This window comes from Mesorhizobium sp. B3-1-9 (assembly GCF_006439595.1).
Classification (GTDB): domain Bacteria; phylum Pseudomonadota; class Alphaproteobacteria; order Rhizobiales; family Rhizobiaceae; genus Mesorhizobium.
The window spans coordinates 300,801-320,263 of sequence record NZ_VFTJ01000006.1 but is presented as its reverse complement, the minus strand read 5'-3'; the positions used below and the strand labels follow the sequence as shown (position 1 = coordinate 320,263).

Below are 19,463 nucleotides of genomic sequence, written 5' to 3'. Positions count from 1 at the left end.
TCGCACGGCGGCTCGGACTCTTGTAAAAATTAACTTTAGCAGATGCTTATATAAAGGCCAAGCGGACGGCCGAAGCGCTCTCGTTCGGCTGCCTACAAGGTCCCGTTCTTTCTCCCGCCAGTGTCAGGAGTCACTTTGGAATATAGCCATTTTGGGAAATGAATGGCGCGAGTGACGGGGCTCGAACCCGCGACCTCCGGCGTGACAGGCCAGTGAAAAGCCGAACAGGTTCAGGCGAAGGTTTCGACTCGCGACACCTTCGAATTGCCGGCAAAAATAGGCAAAGTTGAAACCGCTTTACCTGTCAGACGCCACCATCGCACCAGCATCCGCACTACCCGGCAGGGTGATCCCGATAGTCACGTCGCGCGAGCCGCACATCGGGCAACGGACCTTGTCCTTGAGGTCGGAGACCAGGCATGCCCGGCCGCGCGTGATCATGAAGGTCATCAGGTCGAGATCGTAGCGGAAGCCGCATTCGCGGATTGTTTTCAGACCGGCGCGCCGGCCCCAGGTGCAGCGGAAATGGATACGTCCGCCCGCCTGCCAGACGTCCCTGACCGTCTCGATCGCCATGACATCGGTCAGCTTCTCTTGAAGTTCGGCGGCGGCACCGCTCCGGACATGGGCGCGGCGTGCGGCCGCTCATAGTCTATCGGCCTGTCCATGAGCAGGTTCATCGCCTCGCGCATGTGTTTTTTCAGGCCGCTGATCGCATCATAGTGAGGCTTGAACGGCGTCAGTGAGAGCTGTGCGCTGTCCAAGGCCCTGTCCAGGCTGAACATCTGGCGTTCGATCAGCGCGAGCTGGCCCTCGGAAATGTCATCGTGACGTCGGCGGCGCGGCATTTTCGTTCTCCTTTTCCGGTAGAACGAAATAAGAACAAATTCCTGTCCGTGCCGTCAAGGGATTATCGCGGCTTGCCAACCGCGCTCTCGTCGAGCTCGGCTTCCAGTGTCTCGCTCACCGGCTTCGGCGCGCTGCCCAGCGGCACGCCGTCGAACCCCTGCAGCCAGGCTTCAGCCTGCTCGGCCCAATATTCGGGTACGACACGTTCCTTGCCGTCCTTGCGCGCCTGCTGGCCATACATCCAGGCATAGGTGACGCGCTCCTGGTCCTTCTTAGCCACGGCCATCGTCGTCCTCCCAGAAATCCTTGAGCATCGCGTGGCGAAGCTGCTCTTCGCCTTTCAGGAACCGCACTTTGCCCGAAAGGCCTGGCTTCAGCCACTCTGCCTTTTCCTTTTTGAGCCCCTTGGGCGGCGGCGCACCGACCTTGCCCTGCACCCTGTCCCATAGCCGCTGCCGCTTGTCCGCTTTGAAGGTGACGAAGGCGCCGCCCATGTAGCGGCCCTTGTCCGCCATCAGCACCATCGCCGGCTTGCCGCGCTCGCGCTGCACGCCGATGATCTCCATGACCTTTTCGTCAAAGCATTTGATCTTGCGCCAGATCATCGTCGGGCCGCTGCGATAGACGCTGTCCAGCCGTTTCGACACGATGCCTTCGAGGTTCGCCTCGCAGGCCAGATGGTAGACGGCATCGCCAGTGCCTGGCAGCGCCTCCGAGAACTGGATGTGCCCGCCGGCCGGGATGAGCGCCTGCAGCACCTCGCGCCGGTCCTTCAGCGCCATGTCGCGGAGGTCGTGGCCGTTGATGTGGAGAAGATCGAAAGCGACCAGGTAGAGATCCTGAGGACGGCGCGTGATCGCCGAGCGCAACGCATGGAAGTCCGACAGGCCCTTGTCGTTGAGCACGATTACCTCGCCCTCGAGGATGAAGCTTTCGGCGTTCAGCTTCCCGGCTTCGGTGGCGAGCGGCCGGTATTTCGCCGTCCAGTCGATGCCGCTCTTCGTGTAGAGACGGATACCCTCGGCGTCCTTGATCGCTTGCGTCCGATAGCCATCGAACTTGATTTCGTGGCTCCACTCCGCGCCGGCCGGCGGATTGTCGAACCGCTCCGGCTCCATCGGCTTGATGAACTTCAGACGCTCGACGGCGTTACGCATGCACAACACCCAACAACCGCGATTAGAAGCCGCGCGCTGCTATACGGTTCCGGGCATTTTAGTGAAATTGTATGTGAGAATGGTTATGGCACGAGATTTCACATTGGGTCCGCCGATCAGGGGAAAGCCGGCAGGCAGTGACATCGGCGACGAGCGCCGGCATTTCTACGCTTGTCCAACATGCGGAATGCCGGTCGACATGCGCGACCTTCGCCAGGTCATGCTGCACGAAACACCGGGCCATGGTCGGCGCCGGGCAACAAAAAGCCCGCGCGTCCAAAGACGGGCGGGCTCTAGCCTGTGAAGGGCCATCAGCCGATCGGCGTGAAGTCGACGTAGAACGTATCGCCCTGTTTGTATTTGCCGATCAGCGCCGGATTGGCGACCGTCAGCTTCAGCTCGCCCGACGGCGAGAACTTGGCGTAGCTGTTGTCCTCGTCGCTGCCGTCGGAGGGGTAAGGGCCATCCTTGGCGACGGCATAGAACTGCAGCGTTTCCTGGCTTGCATCGCCTTCGGCCGGATAGGGCGTAACGGCGGTGATGCGCATCTTGGCGCGCATTCTGGTCATTGGACTGGTCCTTTCGTGATATGCCCGGAACCGCCGGGCGCGGGATTGCTAAGGCGGCGGTCGGCCGGTGAGATAGGTGTAGGCGCCGAGCAGCCAGCCGGCGGCAGTCACCACGCCTATGCCGATCCGGATCAGCCATCGGCCGAGCGTGCCGGCCCCTTGCGCCTGGCTGCGCAGGGTCACGACATCATCGGTCACGGATTGGATGGCTTCGGTCTTGTTCTTTACCGAGGACACGTCCGCCTCGAGATGCGTTGTGCGCATCACGACCTCATCGAGACGCCGGTGAATGCTTGCCCGGCTCTCGTCGGCTCGCTCAAGCCGATCCTCGATCGCCTCAAGCTTTCCCAAAAGGATTCCGAGCGTGCGCTCGACGCTGGTTGTCGACATGTCCCCGCCCGATGCACTGCTAGGATTTCAGTTCGGCGCGCCGCTCGGCGCTGGCCTTCGTTTGCCGGTCGCATTCGGCCGGCGTGTAGAACTTCACGGCGCAGCCGGCGGCAAGCGTCTCGTCGATCTTGTTCTGGTCGACAAGCGTCTTGCCCTGCGCCCCGGCGAGGCTGCTACCGATGGCCGAGCGCAGGGCGGGAACACCGCTGACGCCGGAAGTCCCACAGCCCGCCAGCGTCATTGCAATCGCGAAAAGACCGGCTGGCCTCAATGCCCTTGTTGACGGCATCCTGGTTCTCCTTTTCGATTTGGGCGCGGACCTCGTCGGCGCCTTGGTGCTTGATCAGTTCATAGACGCCGACGGCGGCGCCCGAGACGGCGAGCGCGATGACGCCCCACGCGATGACGCCGGCGAGCAATCGGTTGCCGCCGACGAGGCCCGCAATGATGGTGATGAGCGCGCTCATAGCAGGTGACCGACAGCGAAGCCGGCGAGGCAGCCGAGGCCGAACACGACGGCAAGCACGATCCTGCTTCTGCACAGCACGTCGAGCGCCAGATCGGCCCAGAAATCGGGATTGTTGCCGCCGCCGCCCATTAGCGCCGCGCCCCGGTCTGGAACGCCTGGACGCCCTTGGCCTCACCGTGCCGCGAGACGAGCACCAGGACGCCGGCGATGCCGGCGATGCCGGCGAGCCAGACCCAGCCGGGCACGTCACTGGCGAACGACGTCAGCGGCTCGACATAGCCCTTGGCAGCGTCGAGGTTGCCAAGGATGCCCTTGACGCCGGCGCCGACGGCGGCCGGAATGCCGACGATATAGCCGCCCATCTTGGTCAGCCAGTTCGCCTTGACCTCCGGCACCTTGTCGCGCACGACCTCCGGCGCCGCATTGGCGCGCTCTGGCGCGATGGCACGCGGCTTGGCCTTCTGCAGGGCAAGCAGCATGTCGTCGTCGATGCCGTCGCCGGCCGGCAGGCCGTTATCGGCGCGGAAGGCTCGGATGGCCGTCGCGGTCATCGTGCCGATCTTGCAGTCGACGGCGCCGACTTCGGTATAGCCGAGATCCTTCAGCTGCTGCTGCACGCGCTCGACAGTGGCCTTGTCGGGCGCCGCGACAACAGGCTCAGCCGCCATCGGCTGCGGTTCCGGTGCGGCTTGAGCAGCATCCGGCGCCTCCATTGGCCACAGCGGCGTATCCTTGATCTTCTGCCATTTGGCGAAGGCGGCTGCCATCTTCCGGTCATAGGCGTTCTGCTTGTAGCCCGGCCCATTCCAGGTCCTGGCTATGACAGGCCAGCGATGCGCCTTTAGATCGTCGTCGATCTTCCACGCGACGAGCAATCGGACCGTCGCCTCGAGGTGATTGGCTTCCGACGCCATGAAGGCCGCGACCATCGCCTGCGGCGAGGTGTAGCCGGCGTCGCGATGATTTTCGCCGAGGATCTGGGTCAAACCCCAAGAGGCCGACATAAGTGCTGCCGTCTCGTCGATCGCAAGGGCCTTGATTAGGCGCGGATAGCTATCCTTGGGATAGGGCTTCATGCCCCATTTCGGATAGGCGAGGCCTGCCTTGACTGCGGCGTCGCGCTTCGCGCCCTTGCCGAGCAGCCTGTAGAACACGTGCGGCTCGAACAGCATCTTCGGCCGGCCGGCCGTGTCAAATCCGGATCCTGCCGCCTCGACCTGCATGAAGGCGTGCAGCTCGTCTTCGCCCACGCCAATCTCGGCGCCGATCCGCGGAATATCGATATCTTTCAGGCGCGCGCCGGCGCCCTTGAACGTGGTGTCCATGGGGTGACCTCTTGGGTTATAGCGAAGGAAATGGCCCGCTCAGAGGCGGCCAGGTTAACGCGACTTGACTACCAGCTTCGTCTCGTCGGGTAGATCGCCCAGAAGTGCATATCCATTCTTCTCGAAAGTATCCGCCACCACGGCGGCATCATCGATCGGAATGTCTTCTTCAGCGATATTCGAGGGCTGCATGGCGCCAGACGCCGCCGCAAACTGATCGATCATGGTATTGCCGTTGCTGGCCGCGGAAACGTCCCAATGAACCGGGCGACCGGCTGCTTTCGCATAGGCTGCCGTCGATATCTGAACATACCCCGCGCGGCCCATGTGCGCTTGGTCCTGCTGCCAGAGAGCGCTCGCCGACGTGGCAGCCGCAATCGTCGCCACGCTGCAGAGAGCAAGCCACGGTCGTGAAGACATTGCCAGCGCCGACGAAGACACCGCTAACGCCACCAGCGACCCCATGACCATGATGGTAAGCAGGGATGCCGTGCCGATCGCTATCCCGGTGTTATCGATCCAAAGCAGCCCTGAGATATTCGGTGTCACGACAGGCGAGAGAGGCGCATGGATAAACGGCTTGAGTGTCGCCAGAGCCGAGACCGCGATCAGGCTTGCGTTTAAGGCTACGGCGCCGGCTCTCTTTTCGTGCTGGCCAAGCCACAGCAAGCCCAGCCAGACAACGATGGTCGACGCTCCGTCAAGATACCGGCCGTATATGACATGATCGATGCGCGACGGCTGCATCATCTGCAAGACCGATGCTGCCCCGACTGCCAGTAATGCAATGGTAGCAAAGGCTATCAAGGGGCGCACGGTCGGGTTCACTTTCGTGATCTGCCATCCGGCGTAGAGGCCAATGCCGAAGAAGCCGAGAGACGACGCCAGCAACGACCAGAATTGGCCGAGAGAAACAGCGACTGCGGATTTGAGCCCGGGGAGCGTCGTAAGAACGCCGAGGAAGTCGCCAATCTTGCCGCTCTCGGAAACGCTGCCGCCCCAGATCGCCACCTCCAAATGATTGTTGATTTCATGAATACCGAGCCAGCACGCGGCCATCAATGTCGCCGCCGCGAAGACACCGGTCCATGTGGCCTTCTGCATGGCTCGCGCCACCATCAATGTCACGACCGCAACAGGGATAACACCCAAGGCGCGGGCATGAATGGCATAGAGCGCCATCACCGATGCGGCGAACAGGAGCCACCGCCATGTTTTGCCGGAGCGCCATGCCCATGCAAAAACAAGAAGGACAAGCAGAAACGCCAGCCGGAACGTTGCCTCCGACCACACCAGCGCGCTGTGGTAGATGTAGGCCGGGAACACAGCAACAAGGAAAGCACTTGCGATCAGGAACAAGGATCTCGGAAGCCCAGAATTGGTGGCGATTCCAACCATGGCCAATGGCACCAGCGCCGTGGCGAGACAACTGATTGCCACCCCGATTTGATAGATGGTCGACGCATCGCGCGAGAACCAGAAGGCCGGAATCAACAGAAGCGGGTGTCCGAAGCTGTAGTTTGACGTCTCTGCTAGATTGAGCGCCTGTCCAATCGCCAAGTATTTGGCAATGGCAAGGTACCCTACTTCGTCAGGAACGATCGGAACAGCCGCGCTCTCGGTAACATACCGCAGGAAAACAAATAGAGCTATCGAGAAGACCGCGATCCACGACCACCGTACTTCAGCAGTCGACGATGTGCATTCCGTTAGCATCCGCCCCGCACATGTTCCCCAAGGACCCAAGCCACACCGCGGTGAAATAGGCTATCGTCACGATCAGGGCCACGGAGACCATGAATTCGACGGCTTTCTTCCATTTCGACGCGTTTTCCATTGCCGCTATCAATCACATGTCGCATTGGTGGGCAAGGGCTCACCCCAGTTTGTCTACCGCAACAATTTTCAGCGGACTTCCATCCCTAACCGCTCGAACGTCAGGGTAGCGTCGCCCGGAGTTCCAACAGCGACCAGCGCTCCGAATTCTGCCTCGCTTGTTGGTGTCAGGTTGATGGTCTTCCAATTGCCATCCACGTCGACGGTGGCGGCTGCAATGGCGAGCGTCTGGACGTCGGTGATCGTGCCGACGTTTCCCCCCGACCGCACCGTAAAGCTTGTCGCTGTTGCATGCGCCTGTACGCGCATCCGAACCCGGAATTCCCTGAAGCCTGCAGAAACCATCTTCACCGGGATCGAGGCTGCAAGGGTCTGGCCGGTGCTGTTGATCGTCACGGCCTTGCTCGCGGCGTTGCCAATGCCGTCGATATACATGCGCTTGCCGGTATCGATATTGTCTTCGCCGGAAGCCGTCACGCCCTGGAAGACACGCAGCACGCCTGGCGCCCACCAACTCGCACCGTTATGGAACTCGACATGCTTGACGGTCAGATGTGTTCCGGCAACACCGAAAGAGAATGCGGGCTTGCTCTGCGCGTCTGTGTCCCACTGACAGATGCGCGCGTAGTTGATGGTCATTCGCGCGCCGGAAACTGTGGCAACACCGTGCCCTCCGGGCCGAGCGAACCCCGATCCGGATCCTTCGAACTTTTCAACGGAAAGGTCACACAGGCCGCGGAGCCGGAAACCATAATCAGATGCAGCAACGACCGCGATTCCCGCCTGACTGGTGCGGTGGATGATCAGATGCCCGATCTTGCCAGTGACCGGAACGGCGACGATACCGGGATAAACCATGAGGCCATGGGTGCAGCTGTCCGAGTATATGGCGTCAATATCAGCAAAGTATGTCGGTTGCCCCATGAAGTCGTAGGATCGAGACGGTATGAAACCAACCCCGACATTTGTGTAGATCGAGAACAGACCGCCCTTTGTCCTTAGTCCGTCGATGCGGCCAAACTCATAGGCGATATAGTTGTCGAGCATGTACAGCACGACGTTGCTGTCGACGCTCCAGTATGGGTACGCCTCGACGTTGTCGAGCATGAGGATATGGTGGACGCCATCGATCGAGAGCCCGACTTTGAAGGCATGCCATTTACAATCGCGGATGTATCCGCCTTCCCCGCCTCGCTGGAACTCTATTCCATAGGAGAAAGCCAGCGCGATTACACCTTCCATCCAGGCTTTCTCGGCGCGATCGGTGCGGGCGTTGTCGGTGAAGCGCCCGGCTCGAACAGCCCAGGGTGTGTTGTTCGGTGCCCACGCCGCGGCGGGCGTCGGCTGGTTGTCCCAGAACAGCATTACGTCCTTGAGGCCGCTGTGCTGGCTTAGTCGCACCAACTCGTTGGTCGGGCGGAGCACGGTGCTGATATTCGCCCCGGTCAGCCCCGCATTCGAGGCGAAAGAGAAAGACGGCGCGACCGTGTAATTGCCGCCGTTGGTGATGGTGATGCCGGTAACTGCACCGCCGCTGACATCGAAGGTGCCAGCCGCGCCAGCCCCAGTGCCACCAGTGAAAGCAAGTGAAAAGCCCGTTCCGTTCGTGCCACCGGAGCCGGAGGCCGTTATGGTCCCGACAGAAACGCCCATGACAGCGGCGACGCGGCTGCACCACACGGTTCCACTTGTGAAGGTAGAAGGCTTAGCCGTACTGTTGAGGAACGTTTGCAGCGTCGGCTTAACCCCGGACACCGTCTTATTTTTCGGGATGACCAGGCCGTCCATCTTTGCAAAACCGGCCGGGCATTTGACATGCCGCACTGTCGATATCGCCAGCATCGCCGCAATGATCGAACCATTTTCCGTGCCGGCACCAGTGGCGTCGTTATAGTCCGTAGTATATCCGCCCCATTCGGCGTTGGCTCCATAAACCGCCCAGTCGCCTTGCCTGACCCAGCAACCGCTTGCCCCGGTCGGTGCGCTCGCCGGCGGCACATAAATGGCCCTCAATGTGTCGGCAGCGACAAAAGCCGACAAGTTGCCGCTAACCCAAGCGAAACGCCCGTTCTTGCCGCCAGAGTCATAGACTATGGCAACCTTGCGCAGAGTCTGGTCCACAAGTGCCAGCGCAGCCAGGTCAGAAACATAGATCGGCACGTTGACAATGCTTGCCGCCGCCGCCTCGGCAGCGGCCTGCGCATTCTCGGCCGCAACGGCCGCGGCCTCAGCTGCGGCCTTGTCCGCGGCCGTGCCAACCTCGGTGATCAATCTGAAGGTCGTGCCGGAGACGTAGCCAGAGATGATCGCGCCGGCCACCAGATAATCAACGGACACATCATTGCCGTTCGCAGTCTTTATCGTGAGCGCCTCCGCACCATTGAACGAGACCGTCGCCGCACCGGTATTGTTGCGAAAAATATTCAACGCAATCAGCGCCACGCCATCCGCTGCCGGCAAAGGAAGGCTGGTCGTGGCCTGGATCGCATTAGCCGTCCCTGCACCAGCGTCGGTTGCGCGGATGAAGCTGTAGGGAAGATCCGCAATCCGCGACCACGAGCCGGCGCCGCTGGCCCCGAGCTTCTGATAAACGCCATTGTTGGCGACCGTGGCATCGCCGATGACCCACGCCGACGAATTGGCGCCATGTGCAAGATCGGCGTCCATGCTCGCCTTCGAGCCGTAGATCAGGCCGCCGTTCGACGTGAACGCCGTCACGATCGATTCAAGCCATGTGCCCCATTCGCGAATCTTGCTCTTGCGCGGCTTGTTTGTTCCGCTTGCGGGAACGCCGTCCGTCACGAAGTCGCGAAAGATTGTGTTGGCCAGATCGACCATGCCAATTCTCCAGAATGCGCAGATTTTCAGGGGAAATGCCGCGACGGATGCGGCAGGGTGTCAGGTAACGGTCACGGCGCCGGTGGCGACGCTGGCCGATTCGACGCCGGAGGCGTTGGCGGCCTTGATCCAGTAGTAATAGGTGCCGGCGGCGAGGCCACCGTCCTGGTAGGAATCATTGGTCGATGGAGGCCCGTATTCGGTGCGCACGAGCACAGCCGTCCCTTCGGTGTTCACCGTGTTGCGGCGGATGTTGGCGGCGACGTAATTGGCGCTGTTCGGCGATTTCCAGCCGAGGTCGACCGTGCCGGCTCCGCCGGTTTTCGTGACGTTTGTCACCACGCCAGGCGCCGTCGGATCGGCGACCGGCGTGACGAACTGGCTTGGCGTCCAGGCGCCTTCGCGACCCGTGAGCGTGATGAAACGGACCTGCGCCTCATATTGAACGCCGTCGGACAAGGCGGTGGTGTTGGCCGTCGTCGCATCGTCGCTGATCGGCACCACCTGCCAGTCAGCGTCGGAGACCTTCTTGTACTGGCCCTGGATGATCAGCGCATCGGAAGGCGACGCATCGAAGGCGAGCACGCCATAGGGCACCTGTTGGCCGCCGACCGTGATACGGGAGACGCCGAAGGAAAAGCCGGTCGGCAAAGGGATAGTCTTGTCGACCGTCGTCTCCTCCGAGATCGGCGCGGTGCCCTCTTCGGCGGCGGCATTCCAGTCATAGGCCTGCGAGGGCATGGACTGCACCTGCAGCGAGACCCCGGTCAGGATCCCGCCGTCAGCGACGTTGAAGCGGAAATCCTGCACCTCGAACACCTCGTCGATGCCGAACAATGGATAGGTGATGCGCACGAAGCGCTTGCCGAAGGCGGCCATGGCGCGCAGGTTGCATTGGAATACACCCACCCATGACGGGTTCGCCCGGTAAGCTTCTAGCTTCATCAGCCGGCGCGCCTGGCTGTGAGAAGGCGCCATGTTGAAGGGAACATCCTTCGCGATTTCGCCGCGCAGGGCGACGTCATCCTCATCGATCCACTGATCGGCGTCGGTCGACTGGTAATCGTGGAACGGCGACGTGTAGGTGGCGCGAATGATATTGGCGGTGGTCAAAACGTCCCGGCCGCGCGCCACTTCCGAAAAACCGGTGATCGCGTCGGCATCGAGCGTGACGACGGGATCGGCCCATGTGCCGATATCGAGGGTCAGACCACCATCCGGCGTCGGCACGAGCCGGCCGTCGCAGACGGCCGTCATGCGTGAAAGCACGTCAGCCGGACGCTCGTTGAGCTGATAGGAGCCCCAGATGCGGTAGCGCTTTTCCGTGCCACCCGCCTTGAGCGTCACCGCCTCGTTGCAGCGGTTGTAAGCGGCGAGCCAGCCGGCGGATGCGAGTGGCGTGTTGATGACGCTTTGCGGCAGTCTCATGCCATCGGCATGAAGGACATAATCGCGGATGATGTCGGAGGCGTTTTCCGACCAGATCGACGTGTTTGTGCCAAGGCTGTAGACGATCGAACCGCGCGCCACCACGCGATAAAGCGTGTTGGTCAGATTGGGGAACAGCTTCGTCACCTTATCCGATGGCGTCGCCAATTGCCTGGTGAAGAGCGACGAGACCCCGTCGCCGCGATGGTTGACGTCCCATTCCGGGAACTCGGCGGTGAGCTCGCCGTAAGAGGTTTCGGTCGGCAGGCCGAGCCTCGAACTGATGCGTACCTTGTATTTGTCGCTGTAGTGATAGGGCTCTTCCTGGACCTGCCCATTGGCGTCCAGGGTGACCAGGTTGTCGTCGACCCAGTATTCCTCGATCGCGTCGAGCTGTCCGGTGCCGAGCGCGATGACCTTGTAGAGATCGCCGTTCTTGCTTTCGACAAAGGCCCATGGTCCCGACGGCTTCACGCGGCCATAGTGGCGCACGCGCGGCGCGACCGGGTTCTTGACCGAGGTCTGCACGTCCTGCGGCTTCGGCGGATCCGGCCGGAACAACGAGCTGGCGAGGTAGGACAGGCCGACGGCGACGCCGATCTGGATGGTGCCGACGATCGCGCCGACGGTGATGGCGATTGCCGTCGCGCCGCTCACGCCAGCCGAGACGACGGCCAGGAGGACCAGGCTTTCCAGACCCATCCTGGCACGACCGAAGAGCGACCGGTCGTCTTCCTGATTGAGCGTGTTCGAGATGTATCTGGTTCTCATACGGACCAGGCCTTCCAGAACCTGTCGATTGGAACGGCAATCGCCCCGGTGTCGTGGCGCGTGAACCAGCTGTCGCCGGCATGAATGGCCGGAGCCATCACCCCTTTGTCGGTGAAGATAAGCCCGACATCGCCGGCGATCGGCGTCTTAGTCTTCTTGAAGCCGCCGGCGCGCGCCGCCCGGTTGACGAGCACCGCGAACATTTGCGGCACGGCAACCCACTCGGCAGTATCCTCGGCATTGCGAAGCTGGCGGCCGAACGCCGAGACAGGCGACACGCCGGCGATCTGCCTGACCCAGCGGTCGATCGTTCCGCCGCAATCGGTGACGCCCTTCTCGTAAGGGCGCTGCATCTCGGCGGCGATGTAGTCGCGCACCGCATGCAGGCGCTCGGCCTCGGTCACGTCTCCACCTCGTCAATAGTCGGGGTAAGTCACTGTCTTCATCAGGATCGAGCTGACGAAGCCGAAGAACTTGTCGCCGGGCGAACGCGCCTGCTGGTCGCGGTCGGTGTACCGGCCATAGGGCGGGCGCGACCGGTTGAAGAAGGCGTTCTCGGCGACGATCGCGATCGACTGGATGGCGCCCTGGTCGTCCTGCATCTCCGTCCGTCCGACCTTTGGCGGCTGCATGAAGCCCCAGAAGATCGGGATCGGATTGCCGACCGTCTGCCATTCGGAATCGAACAGTTGCAGGTAGACGGTCATCAGCTGCTGGTCGATCAGCGGCGTATCCTCGAGGGCCTTGGCCAGAAAACCGAGCGCCTGGTCAGGCAGGCCGTCGACCGTGACTGTGACGCTGTCGCTGGCGCCGCTGCCGGACAGCCCAAGGCCTTCGATCTGCGCCGTGCCATGCATGGGAAGATAGGTGTTGCCGTTGACCGTCAGCTTCGTGTTGCCGTTCCAGGCATATTCCGCGCCGGAGGCGAAATCGAACTTGACCAGGATGCTCACATAGACCCGGCCAGCCGTCAGCAGCGCAAGCTGCTCGGGCGTGAAGAAATCGGCCGACATCAGACGTCCTCTATGAACTGCACGGTCGGCGTGCCGAAGCGGCGCAGGCTGAGCTGCAGGTCCATGCCGTCATCGCTGGCAAGCCGCATGCGGCAGACCGGATCGTCGAATTCCAGCCTATCGCCTGCGCTTGCCGCTTCGCGCAGCGGCGGCCGGAACGTCATCGTGCCAGTTTCCTGATCGAACGTCCGGATCCGGTAAAGCCTCTCGCCGACCGAGAAATGTTGGCCGGGCTGGATGTCGCCGGCATAGTTCACGGTGACGGTCATCGTCGTGGCGCGCAGTGCGGCAGGAGCCGCCGCGACGACGTCGACGACTTCGCCGACATAGCCGGTTCCGTCATCGAACAGGGCGGCGTCGCTGTGCGGTACCTGGTCATAGAGGCCGGCCGCGACAGCGCCGGCCGGAACCGGCTGATAGCCGCGGCACAGAGGGACGAGGATGGAGCCAAGCCGTCCCTCGAGGAGCGATGCGATAGCTCGGTGCGCCAGGACGGCGTTGCGGTTGTTGACGACGATCGACCCATAAGTCGCCTTCCAGATGCCGGCATCGCTCGACACGACCTGCGTGGCGCCGCTGACCGACGCTGGGCCGGCCAGCGAACGCGGCGCAAGATCGAAGGCGACGTCCCGCGGGACCAGGACCTCGCACGGCCAACGGATGGTCATCGGTGCCCCTTACAAAGACCGGCTTTGCGCTTCGGCGAGATAGCCGGGCATGCCCCTGCGGACAGCCTTGGTGCTGCGTTGGACGGCAACTTCGACGATCGTGCCGGAATGCGTCTTGATGCGCTGGTCGGCGATGTCGGACATGCGCCCGCTATCGTCCTGAAGCACGACGCGCACCATGTCGCTGGACCCGGCGCCGCGAGCGCCGCGCGGCAGCACCACCTCGCCCTTCTGCAGGATTGCCGGAACTTCGCCAGGCTGGAGGCCGCCGGCGACGCCACCGCCATGCATCCGGCGCGCGCCGGCGAAGGTGGATGCCGCCACGGCGCGACCGTGGCCGTAGCCGTCGACGCCGGCGACACCGCCGGAATGGAGGATGCCAGGGATAAGCAAGCCGCCGAGCAGGCCGCCACCGCCGCCGCCGAAAAGACCGCTGAACAAGCCACCGCCCCCCGCCGGGAACAGCGCGTTCAGCGCCATGTCTTCCAGCTTGTCGGCGATCTTGTTCAGAACATTGGCGAAGATCTCGCCGGCATCCTTGCCCGCTCGCAGATCGTCGATGATCCCGCCGAGCACGCCGCGGCCGAAGTCGTTGAGCTCGCGTTGCTGATCGAGGATCTTCTGCTGGCTGGCCTTGAATTGATCGGCGCTGGACGATGCCTTGGCGTAGTTGCCGGCGAGCTCGTCGATCTTGGCGGCCAGTTCCGGCGTGACCTCGACGCCGGCTTTCGCCGCGTCGTTGAGCAGTTGCTGCTTGATCTTGGCCTTGTCGAGCGCGAAGCCATAATCGTTGACCAGCGGATTGAGCCCGGCCTGCGCCTGCGCCTCGGCGTTGAGCAGGTCGATGCGGCGCTGGATATCCTCCATGCTGCCCTGGAAAATGTCGCTCGGAGTCTTTGCCGAACTGGTGCTGGCGCCGGCGCGGCGTTGCGCGTATGCGATGGCATCGTCGACCGTCCGTCCGCCTCCGAGAATGGTCGGGTTGGCCTTGATGGACGCCGGCGAGATCAGCCCGGCAAGCGGCGTGCCCGGCGCCGCATTGAGCACCTTCGCGGCGTCGCCGGCGCCGAGGAAGTGCGCCAGCTGCAACGCCGCCTCGTCGACATGCACGCCGGCATCCTGCAGCACCTTGGCGTTCTCGGCGGCATATTTGCGGATGAGGTCATAGGAGACATCGGCATTGTCGCGCAGCGCCAGGATGGCGTCACGGGACATGCTGTCCGCCTGCTGCGGATAGTATTTCTTGAACAGGTTGAGCCAGGTCGATTCGATGAACTGACCGACGCCGGACGCGCTCGAATTTGGATTGTCGCCACGGCCTTCGGCGCGATCGACACGCCGGACAAAGGCATCGATCGCCGAATTGAGGCTGTTGATCGACTGGCCAACATCCTCGGACGACGGACGCTGGTCCGGGGTCGGAGCCGTGGTCGGAAGGTGGATGCCTTGCGGATTGACAAACGCGCCTGGCGGCCCGTTGAAGCCGCGAAATCGTTCAGCGTTCAGCGCCTCATCCTGCGCCTTGCGCGCCTCGTCAGCCTGCTTGGCGACCGCGGCGAAGCCATCCGCGATGTCGTGGACCTTGCGTGCGAAGGCATCGGCCGCCGGCACGCCGCGATTGAAATAAGCGGTCGAAAGCGCCTCGAGGAGCGCCTTGTTCTCTTTCGTCGAATCCTTGCCGTCCTCCACCGCCTTCTGCAGCGCAGTGAACGCGCGCTGGACCGCAACGATCTCTTCGTTGGGCGCGCCGGCCAGCCGCAGTTGGCTCACCAGGTCGGCGATATCGACGGTCAGCGCCTTGACGGTTTCTCGCGCTTCCTTGAACTGCTCATCGATCGTCAACTGTGTGGCCTGCCGGATATCGCCTTCCTCGAGCGCGCGCTTGCGCTCGTCGGCATAGGCTTTGACGGCGGGCAGGGCGTCGCCCCATTTCTGTGCGACCCTGTCGAGCAGCTCGGCCTCTTGCTTCAGGGTCTCGGCGCTCTTGTCGCCGCCGCTGACGACCTCCGAAAAATATTCGACCGCATAGCCGACCAGGGCGATGGTCGCGATGGTGGCGAGCGACACCGGGTTGATCAGCGAGGTGAAGGCGCCGCCCAGCGCCTTGACCGCGCCGGCGGCACCAGCCTGCCCGATCACCTGGTTGATCTGAGTGCCCTGCTGCAGCGCGATCGTGAGCGGCGACGCGCCGCCCTTCAGCTGCACGGCGATATCCTGCAGCTGCGCACCAAGATTGGCCGTCTGAAATGACGAGGCCTTCATGGCGGTCTGAATGTCCTTGGCGCCGCCCTGGATGACCCGGAACGACTGCCTGGCGCGCGTCGCGGTGTTGTCGAAGGCGCCGGCCGTGCGGTTGCCGAGATCGTCGAACTGCTGCTGGATGGCAGTCGTTGTGGCGCGCGTGTCGCCGGTCAGGCGCTGCAGCGCGCGCTGTATCTGCTTGGTGTCGGCAGAGATCGACAGGATCAGGTCTTCGGTGTCGCCGGCCATGAAACTTTATTCCCTGATCCAGTCCCAGAGTTCGTCGACTTCCTTGGAGGTGAGCGCCTTGTCCCCGTCCGGATCATTGGCCTTCTGGTAGCCTTCGAGCGCGGCGAGGTACTGCCACATGCTCATTCGCCGGACCTGCTGGGGGGTGAAGCCGAGGACGGCTCCGTTGCCGTAGATGGCTCCGAACCGGAATTTTCCGTTGGGGAGTTCGTCGGATCGTTCTGACCCGGAGCCTCTGATTTTTTTCCGACTTCCTCCTCCGGCGCGCCGGCGACGGCGGCCCCAAGGACGAGCTGCGCCAGCACGAGATTTTCGAGCGGCGGCCGGTCCTGCACATAGGCGCGGACCAGCTTCAGCGCCTTGACCGGCTCAATGCCGCCGCCGATCAGCCCAAGGCGGATGACATTGGAAATGTCGCCCATGCGCCAGCGGCCGGAAACCAAACGGTCGAGCACCACATAAGGCCCGGCATCGCAGGCTTCCTGCAGCTGTTCCAGCTCGCCCCAGCCCATGCGGAAGACATAGTCGTCATCCGCAAAGGTCTGTGTGGTCGACGCGTCTCGGCTCACGAAACAACCCGGGTCATGACGCCGTCGGACTGCAGCGAGACGTTCGCCGTGGCGCGCTGTGCGTTCGGCGCGGTGGCGGCAAAGGTCTCGACATGCATCGACCCGGTCCAGGTGATCGTTTTCGCCGGGAACTCCCAGACGACCTTCACATGGACGGAATCGACGCTTTCCCAGGCATTGAGCCAGGTCTCGACCGATTCGGCGGCGAGCACGCCTTCGCCGCTGATCGACATCGACAGCGAAGTGGCATCGCGGCCAAGCCAGTCGACGGCATCGGGATCGTCGCAGTCCGGAAGCTGGAATTCATTGAGCGCCTTGGTCAGCGTCATCGAGCGGGAGGTGAAGCCGCAGGGAACGGCGAAGTTCTCCGGGGTCGCGCCGTCGCCGAGCATGACCTTGACCTTGCCGCCCTTGATTGTCGTGGGGGATGCCATCGCATTTTCTCCATGTCGTTTGAACGGCGCGGCGGATGCCGGCAGGCGCGCCACCTGCTGTTGAAATCGCGGCCTACTTCACGGCTGTTCCGCGAAGGCCTCGAAGCTCATGCGAGCCCGGTTGGTCAGGCCGTCCGGATCGCGGGAAAAGACGGTCTGCCGGTGCTGCAGATAGACCAGGGCGTTTTCCGCCAGGGCCAGCTCAGGTTCGAGGATGCCGATCCGGACGGCGTCACCGATCTTTTCCGCTTCGGGGAAGCCGACCGCGCGCGACCAGACGTTGATGTCGAAGGTGATGGCGAAGCCCTTGATGCAGTCGGCGTCGTCGGACAGCTCGTCCATCGGGACGAACGTCACATAGGGAAAGATCGGGTTGGGCGGCACGGTGTCGTAGATCCGCTGGCCGATGAGCGACGTCACGCCGGCGACTTCTTTCAGCCGCGCCACGATTGCGCCCTGCAATTCCAGGCTTGGCGAAGTCATCTAGACCTCTCAATAGCGTCGATCAGTTCATCATTCTGATCTATGAGAAGCTGTTCATCGGCCTTTGCCTTGCGAACGGCTCTATTGACGGCACCGGCAATGCGACGGCGAAGCTTTTTGCGGTATGCGCGGTATGTCGGGAAGATGTGCGGGCGCGCCGCCATCTTGACCGTGCCGAATTCGAGGAACCGCCAGATGAATTCAGCGAAGATGCCGGTGGCATTCGGATCCTTGGTCGCGTTCAAAGCTTTGCCGGTTGAAGTCGCTTTGACTTTGCCGCCAACCCGCCGATCGCCCGATCCGCCTGGATGGTATGGGCGTAGTGTCCGGTATCGCGCGGCGCGCGCGGCCGGATCCTGTTGGCGAGTTCCTTCGCACCTTCCAGCTGCTCGACCGCCACCTCCTTTTCCACATTCGGAAGAAGCTGGTTGAGCCGGCGATAGAGCGCCTCGCGCCCCTGCCATTTCACCTTAGGTCTCATGCCGCCACGCCCGACTGCACGGTGAGATAGACCCAGGCCGGATCGGTGATGATGTCGACGGCGATGACCGCGTAGACGGTGCCGGTCCTGACATCGCGCATGCGCCAATCGGTCGTCAGCCGCCGCGACTGCGAGGAAGAGCGCACGTAGACGCCGAAAGTGTTGCGGCCTTCGAGCCGCGCCGCCATGACAGCCTCCGAGCCGCCCCGGCTGCGGAACTCGGCGCGGCACTGGAAGCGCTCCTCGAAGTCGCCGGCAACGGTGTTGCCGTATCCGTCGTCGATCTGGGCACGCGCATCGAAGGCGACGCGCTCGCGCAGGGAGCCGGCATTAGGCTTCGGCATCGTCGGTGCCCTTGCGCGGCTTGCACTTCACCGCCTTTTCGACCGAAAGCGCCGCCGCCGCGCAGACGCGCGTGACGTTCTGCTCCATCCCCGCCTTGTAGGCGATGATGGATTGCGGCGTCGGCTTCCAGTCGAAGTCAGCGGTGAAGCGGACCCACATGTCAGTTCGAAACGCCGGTGTACTTATAATCGAGCGTCAAAACTGACGCCGATTTGGCAATGCCGATCAGTTGCACATATTCGCCGGCGCCGAGATCAGCAGCCGGGCAAATTCCACCAGGTGTGTCCGACAGGAAATAGGTGGCACCAGGCGTCAAAATAGCGCCCACGTTGACGTCGCCGCTTTTCTGGAACTTGATCGGCTGATCGAGGGCTCCACCGTTGAGAGCGGTGCCAATCGCCGTCCGAGCCTCGACGCTGGCGGCATTGTTATCCGCCTTCATCAGTTTCTTGGTGGCGCTGGATCGATAAAGCTGCTGCCCAGCGATGATCGTTTCGCCGGCGGCTCCGGTTTCGGTTCCGGCATCAGCGCCGGCGATGACATTTTCGGGAGTGATCACAAGATCAGCCATGGGAGAGGTCTCCGTTAAATCCTCATTGCGCGATAGGGAGCCAGAAGGGCGTCAACGCCCATCGGCAGTTCCGCGAGCGAGGTCTCCGCGACCGCCTCGCGATTTTGATAGAGATGCGCGACGTGCAGCAGGATCGCAGCCTTGATGGCTGCCGGAACCGTGCTCACGCCGTTAACAGTTGGATAGCCGGCCTTATAGGTGACGCTCACCGCCGCCTTCTCGGCGAGATCGCTTGGCGCAGTGAAGCCGTCATTGAACCGTACATGCGACCGCCCTCCGGCATCCGTCAGAAGGGTGTATTCGCCCTGGTCGATTGTGCTTTCCGCCGCAGCGCTATCGCGCCATTTCGCGCTGAGGACGGACGTGACCGGACCAAGCGGCAGCGGAAGGCACCGCGCGAAACAGTCGAAGTCCTGCCGCCATTCCTGTTCCACCAGGCAGCGGCCGAGGATGCCCGTCCAGCCGTCAAGATGGTCGGTAACGGCTGAAATCAACGACCCGATCAGTGCGTCGTCGTCAGGAAAATCGACGCGCAGCTGCGCCTTGGCTTCCGCCAGGATGATTGGCGTTGCGGCCGGCGCGGTGACGAGGACTGGACGGTACATCGGTCTGCTTCTATTTCACGTAGCCGTAGCAGGCAGGATCAAGTCCTCTCTGCTTCAGCTCTTCCTGGGTGAACTTCTGCTTGCCGGCGGCTTTCACCGTCGTCTTTTTGGAGGTCTCGGATTTGGCCGAGGCCTTCTGGTCTTTCGTCTCGTCGGTCTTTTCAGTCATGGC

At 62.6% G+C, this 19,463-nt stretch carries 27 protein-coding genes and 1 tRNA gene; all 28 read right to left on the bottom strand.

The genetic code is table 11. The annotated features are described in order from the left end of the window. Nucleotides 1-163: 163 nt before the first annotated feature. Nucleotides 164-252, bottom strand: a tRNA-Asp gene (locus FJW07_RS31755). Nucleotides 253-297: 45 nt separating this feature from the next. Then, nucleotides 298-576, bottom strand: coding sequence for a hypothetical protein (locus tag FJW07_RS14220; RefSeq protein WP_140857101.1), 279 nt, complete (start codon nt 574-576; stop codon nt 298-300). 8 nt (nt 577-584) lie between these two features. Then, a complete protein-coding gene (locus FJW07_RS14215; RefSeq protein WP_140857099.1) occupies nt 585-848 on the bottom strand; it encodes a hypothetical protein in 264 nt (87 codons plus the stop codon). Between the two features lie 62 nt (nt 849-910). Next, the gene (locus FJW07_RS14210) at nt 911-1,135 is read right to left on the bottom strand and encodes a hypothetical protein (RefSeq protein WP_140857097.1); all 225 of its coding nucleotides are present in this window, start codon (nt 1,133-1,135) and stop codon (nt 911-913) included. Continuing rightward, nucleotides 1,122-2,006, bottom strand: a complete 885-nt coding sequence (locus tag FJW07_RS14205; protein WP_140857095.1) for an RNA ligase family protein — start codon at nt 2,004-2,006, stop codon at nt 1,122-1,124. Before FJW07_RS14205 ends, FJW07_RS14210 begins: the two co-directional genes overlap by 14 nt. Before the next feature lie 311 nt (nt 2,007-2,317). Beyond that, entirely contained in the window at nt 2,318-2,575 is a 258-nt protein-coding gene (locus FJW07_RS14195; protein ID WP_140857093.1) for a hypothetical protein, read from the bottom strand. Nucleotides 2,576-2,623: 48 nt separating this feature from the next. Then, nucleotides 2,624-2,965, bottom strand: coding sequence for a DUF1515 family protein (locus FJW07_RS14190; RefSeq protein ID WP_140857091.1), 342 nt, complete (start codon nt 2,963-2,965; stop codon nt 2,624-2,626). A gap of 19 nt (nt 2,966-2,984) precedes the next feature. Beyond that, a complete protein-coding gene (locus tag FJW07_RS14185) occupies nt 2,985-3,206 on the bottom strand; it encodes a hypothetical protein (protein WP_246680753.1) in 222 nt (73 codons plus the stop codon). Continuing rightward, nucleotides 3,139-3,432, bottom strand: a complete 294-nt coding sequence (locus FJW07_RS14180) for a hypothetical protein (protein WP_140857087.1) — start codon at nt 3,430-3,432, stop codon at nt 3,139-3,141. Before FJW07_RS14180 ends, FJW07_RS14185 begins: the two co-directional genes overlap by 68 nt. After that, nucleotides 3,429-3,563: a hypothetical protein gene (locus FJW07_RS32275; protein WP_281405334.1), complete on the bottom strand. Its 135-nt coding sequence runs from the start codon at nt 3,561-3,563 to the stop codon at nt 3,429-3,431. Before FJW07_RS32275 ends, FJW07_RS14180 begins: the two co-directional genes overlap by 4 nt. After that, the gene (locus tag FJW07_RS31750) at nt 3,563-4,759 is read right to left on the bottom strand and encodes an N-acetylmuramidase domain-containing protein (RefSeq protein ID WP_181182630.1); all 1,197 of its coding nucleotides are present in this window, start codon (nt 4,757-4,759) and stop codon (nt 3,563-3,565) included. The genes FJW07_RS32275 and FJW07_RS31750 overlap by 1 nt, the downstream gene beginning before the upstream one ends. A gap of 54 nt (nt 4,760-4,813) precedes the next feature. Further along, nucleotides 4,814-6,475, bottom strand: coding sequence for a hypothetical protein (locus FJW07_RS14170; protein ID WP_140857085.1), 1,662 nt, complete (start codon nt 6,473-6,475; stop codon nt 4,814-4,816). 189 nt (nt 6,476-6,664) lie between these two features. Then, nucleotides 6,665-9,433, bottom strand: coding sequence for a hypothetical protein (locus FJW07_RS14165; RefSeq protein WP_140857083.1), 2,769 nt, complete (start codon nt 9,431-9,433; stop codon nt 6,665-6,667). Nucleotides 9,434-9,493: 60 nt separating this feature from the next. Beyond that, complete coding sequence (locus tag FJW07_RS14160) at nt 9,494-11,632, bottom strand: fibronectin type III domain-containing protein (RefSeq protein ID WP_246680752.1); 2,139 nt, start codon at nt 11,630-11,632, stop codon at nt 9,494-9,496. Beyond that, nucleotides 11,629-12,036, bottom strand: coding sequence for a hypothetical protein (locus tag FJW07_RS14155; RefSeq protein WP_140857081.1), 408 nt, complete (start codon nt 12,034-12,036; stop codon nt 11,629-11,631). The genes FJW07_RS14160 and FJW07_RS14155 overlap by 4 nt, the downstream gene beginning before the upstream one ends. A 12-nt stretch (nt 12,037-12,048) precedes the next feature. Next, nucleotides 12,049-12,645 carry a hypothetical protein gene (locus FJW07_RS14150; RefSeq protein ID WP_140857079.1) on the bottom strand — a complete coding sequence of 199 codons (597 nt, stop codon included), beginning with the start codon at nt 12,643-12,645 and terminating at the stop codon, nt 12,049-12,051. Continuing rightward, nucleotides 12,645-13,313, bottom strand: coding sequence for a hypothetical protein (locus FJW07_RS14145; RefSeq protein ID WP_140857077.1), 669 nt, complete (start codon nt 13,311-13,313; stop codon nt 12,645-12,647). The genes FJW07_RS14150 and FJW07_RS14145 overlap by 1 nt, the downstream gene beginning before the upstream one ends. A gap of 9 nt (nt 13,314-13,322) precedes the next feature. Next, a complete protein-coding gene (locus FJW07_RS14140) occupies nt 13,323-15,803 on the bottom strand; it encodes a phage tail length tape measure family protein (protein ID WP_140857075.1) in 2,481 nt (826 codons plus the stop codon). A gap of 122 nt (nt 15,804-15,925) precedes the next feature. Further along, a complete protein-coding gene (locus FJW07_RS14135; protein WP_140857073.1) occupies nt 15,926-16,372 on the bottom strand; it encodes a gene transfer agent family protein in 447 nt (148 codons plus the stop codon). Next, nucleotides 16,369-16,806: a phage tail tube protein gene (locus tag FJW07_RS14130; protein ID WP_140857071.1), complete on the bottom strand. Its 438-nt coding sequence runs from the start codon at nt 16,804-16,806 to the stop codon at nt 16,369-16,371. Before FJW07_RS14130 ends, FJW07_RS14135 begins: the two co-directional genes overlap by 4 nt. 78 nt (nt 16,807-16,884) lie before the next feature. Continuing rightward, entirely contained in the window at nt 16,885-17,289 is a 405-nt protein-coding gene (locus FJW07_RS14125; RefSeq protein ID WP_140857070.1) for a DUF3168 domain-containing protein, read from the bottom strand. After that, nucleotides 17,286-17,534 (bottom strand): hypothetical protein, encoded by a 249-nt coding sequence (locus FJW07_RS31745; RefSeq protein WP_181182629.1) that lies wholly within the window; start codon nt 17,532-17,534, stop codon nt 17,286-17,288. The genes FJW07_RS14125 and FJW07_RS31745 overlap by 4 nt, the downstream gene beginning before the upstream one ends. Next, nucleotides 17,531-17,770, bottom strand: a complete 240-nt coding sequence (locus FJW07_RS31740; RefSeq protein ID WP_181182628.1) for an HK97 gp10 family phage protein — start codon at nt 17,768-17,770, stop codon at nt 17,531-17,533. Before FJW07_RS31740 ends, FJW07_RS31745 begins: the two co-directional genes overlap by 4 nt. Next, nucleotides 17,767-18,114 carry a head-tail adaptor protein gene (locus FJW07_RS14115; protein WP_140857068.1) on the bottom strand — a complete coding sequence of 116 codons (348 nt, stop codon included), beginning with the start codon at nt 18,112-18,114 and terminating at the stop codon, nt 17,767-17,769. Before FJW07_RS14115 ends, FJW07_RS31740 begins: the two co-directional genes overlap by 4 nt. Then, a complete protein-coding gene (locus FJW07_RS31735; protein WP_181182627.1) occupies nt 18,101-18,274 on the bottom strand; it encodes a hypothetical protein in 174 nt (57 codons plus the stop codon). Before FJW07_RS31735 ends, FJW07_RS14115 begins: the two co-directional genes overlap by 14 nt. A 1-nt stretch (nt 18,275) precedes the next feature. Further along, complete coding sequence (locus FJW07_RS14110) at nt 18,276-18,686, bottom strand: hypothetical protein (protein ID WP_140857066.1); 411 nt, start codon at nt 18,684-18,686, stop codon at nt 18,276-18,278. A gap of 14 nt (nt 18,687-18,700) precedes the next feature. After that, nucleotides 18,701-19,291, bottom strand: coding sequence for a head-tail connector protein (locus FJW07_RS14105; protein WP_140857064.1), 591 nt, complete (start codon nt 19,289-19,291; stop codon nt 18,701-18,703). A 10-nt stretch (nt 19,292-19,301) separates the two neighbouring features. Then, nucleotides 19,302-19,460: a hypothetical protein gene (locus FJW07_RS31730; RefSeq protein WP_181182626.1), complete on the bottom strand. Its 159-nt coding sequence runs from the start codon at nt 19,458-19,460 to the stop codon at nt 19,302-19,304. Nucleotides 19,461-19,463: the final 3 nt, after the last annotated feature.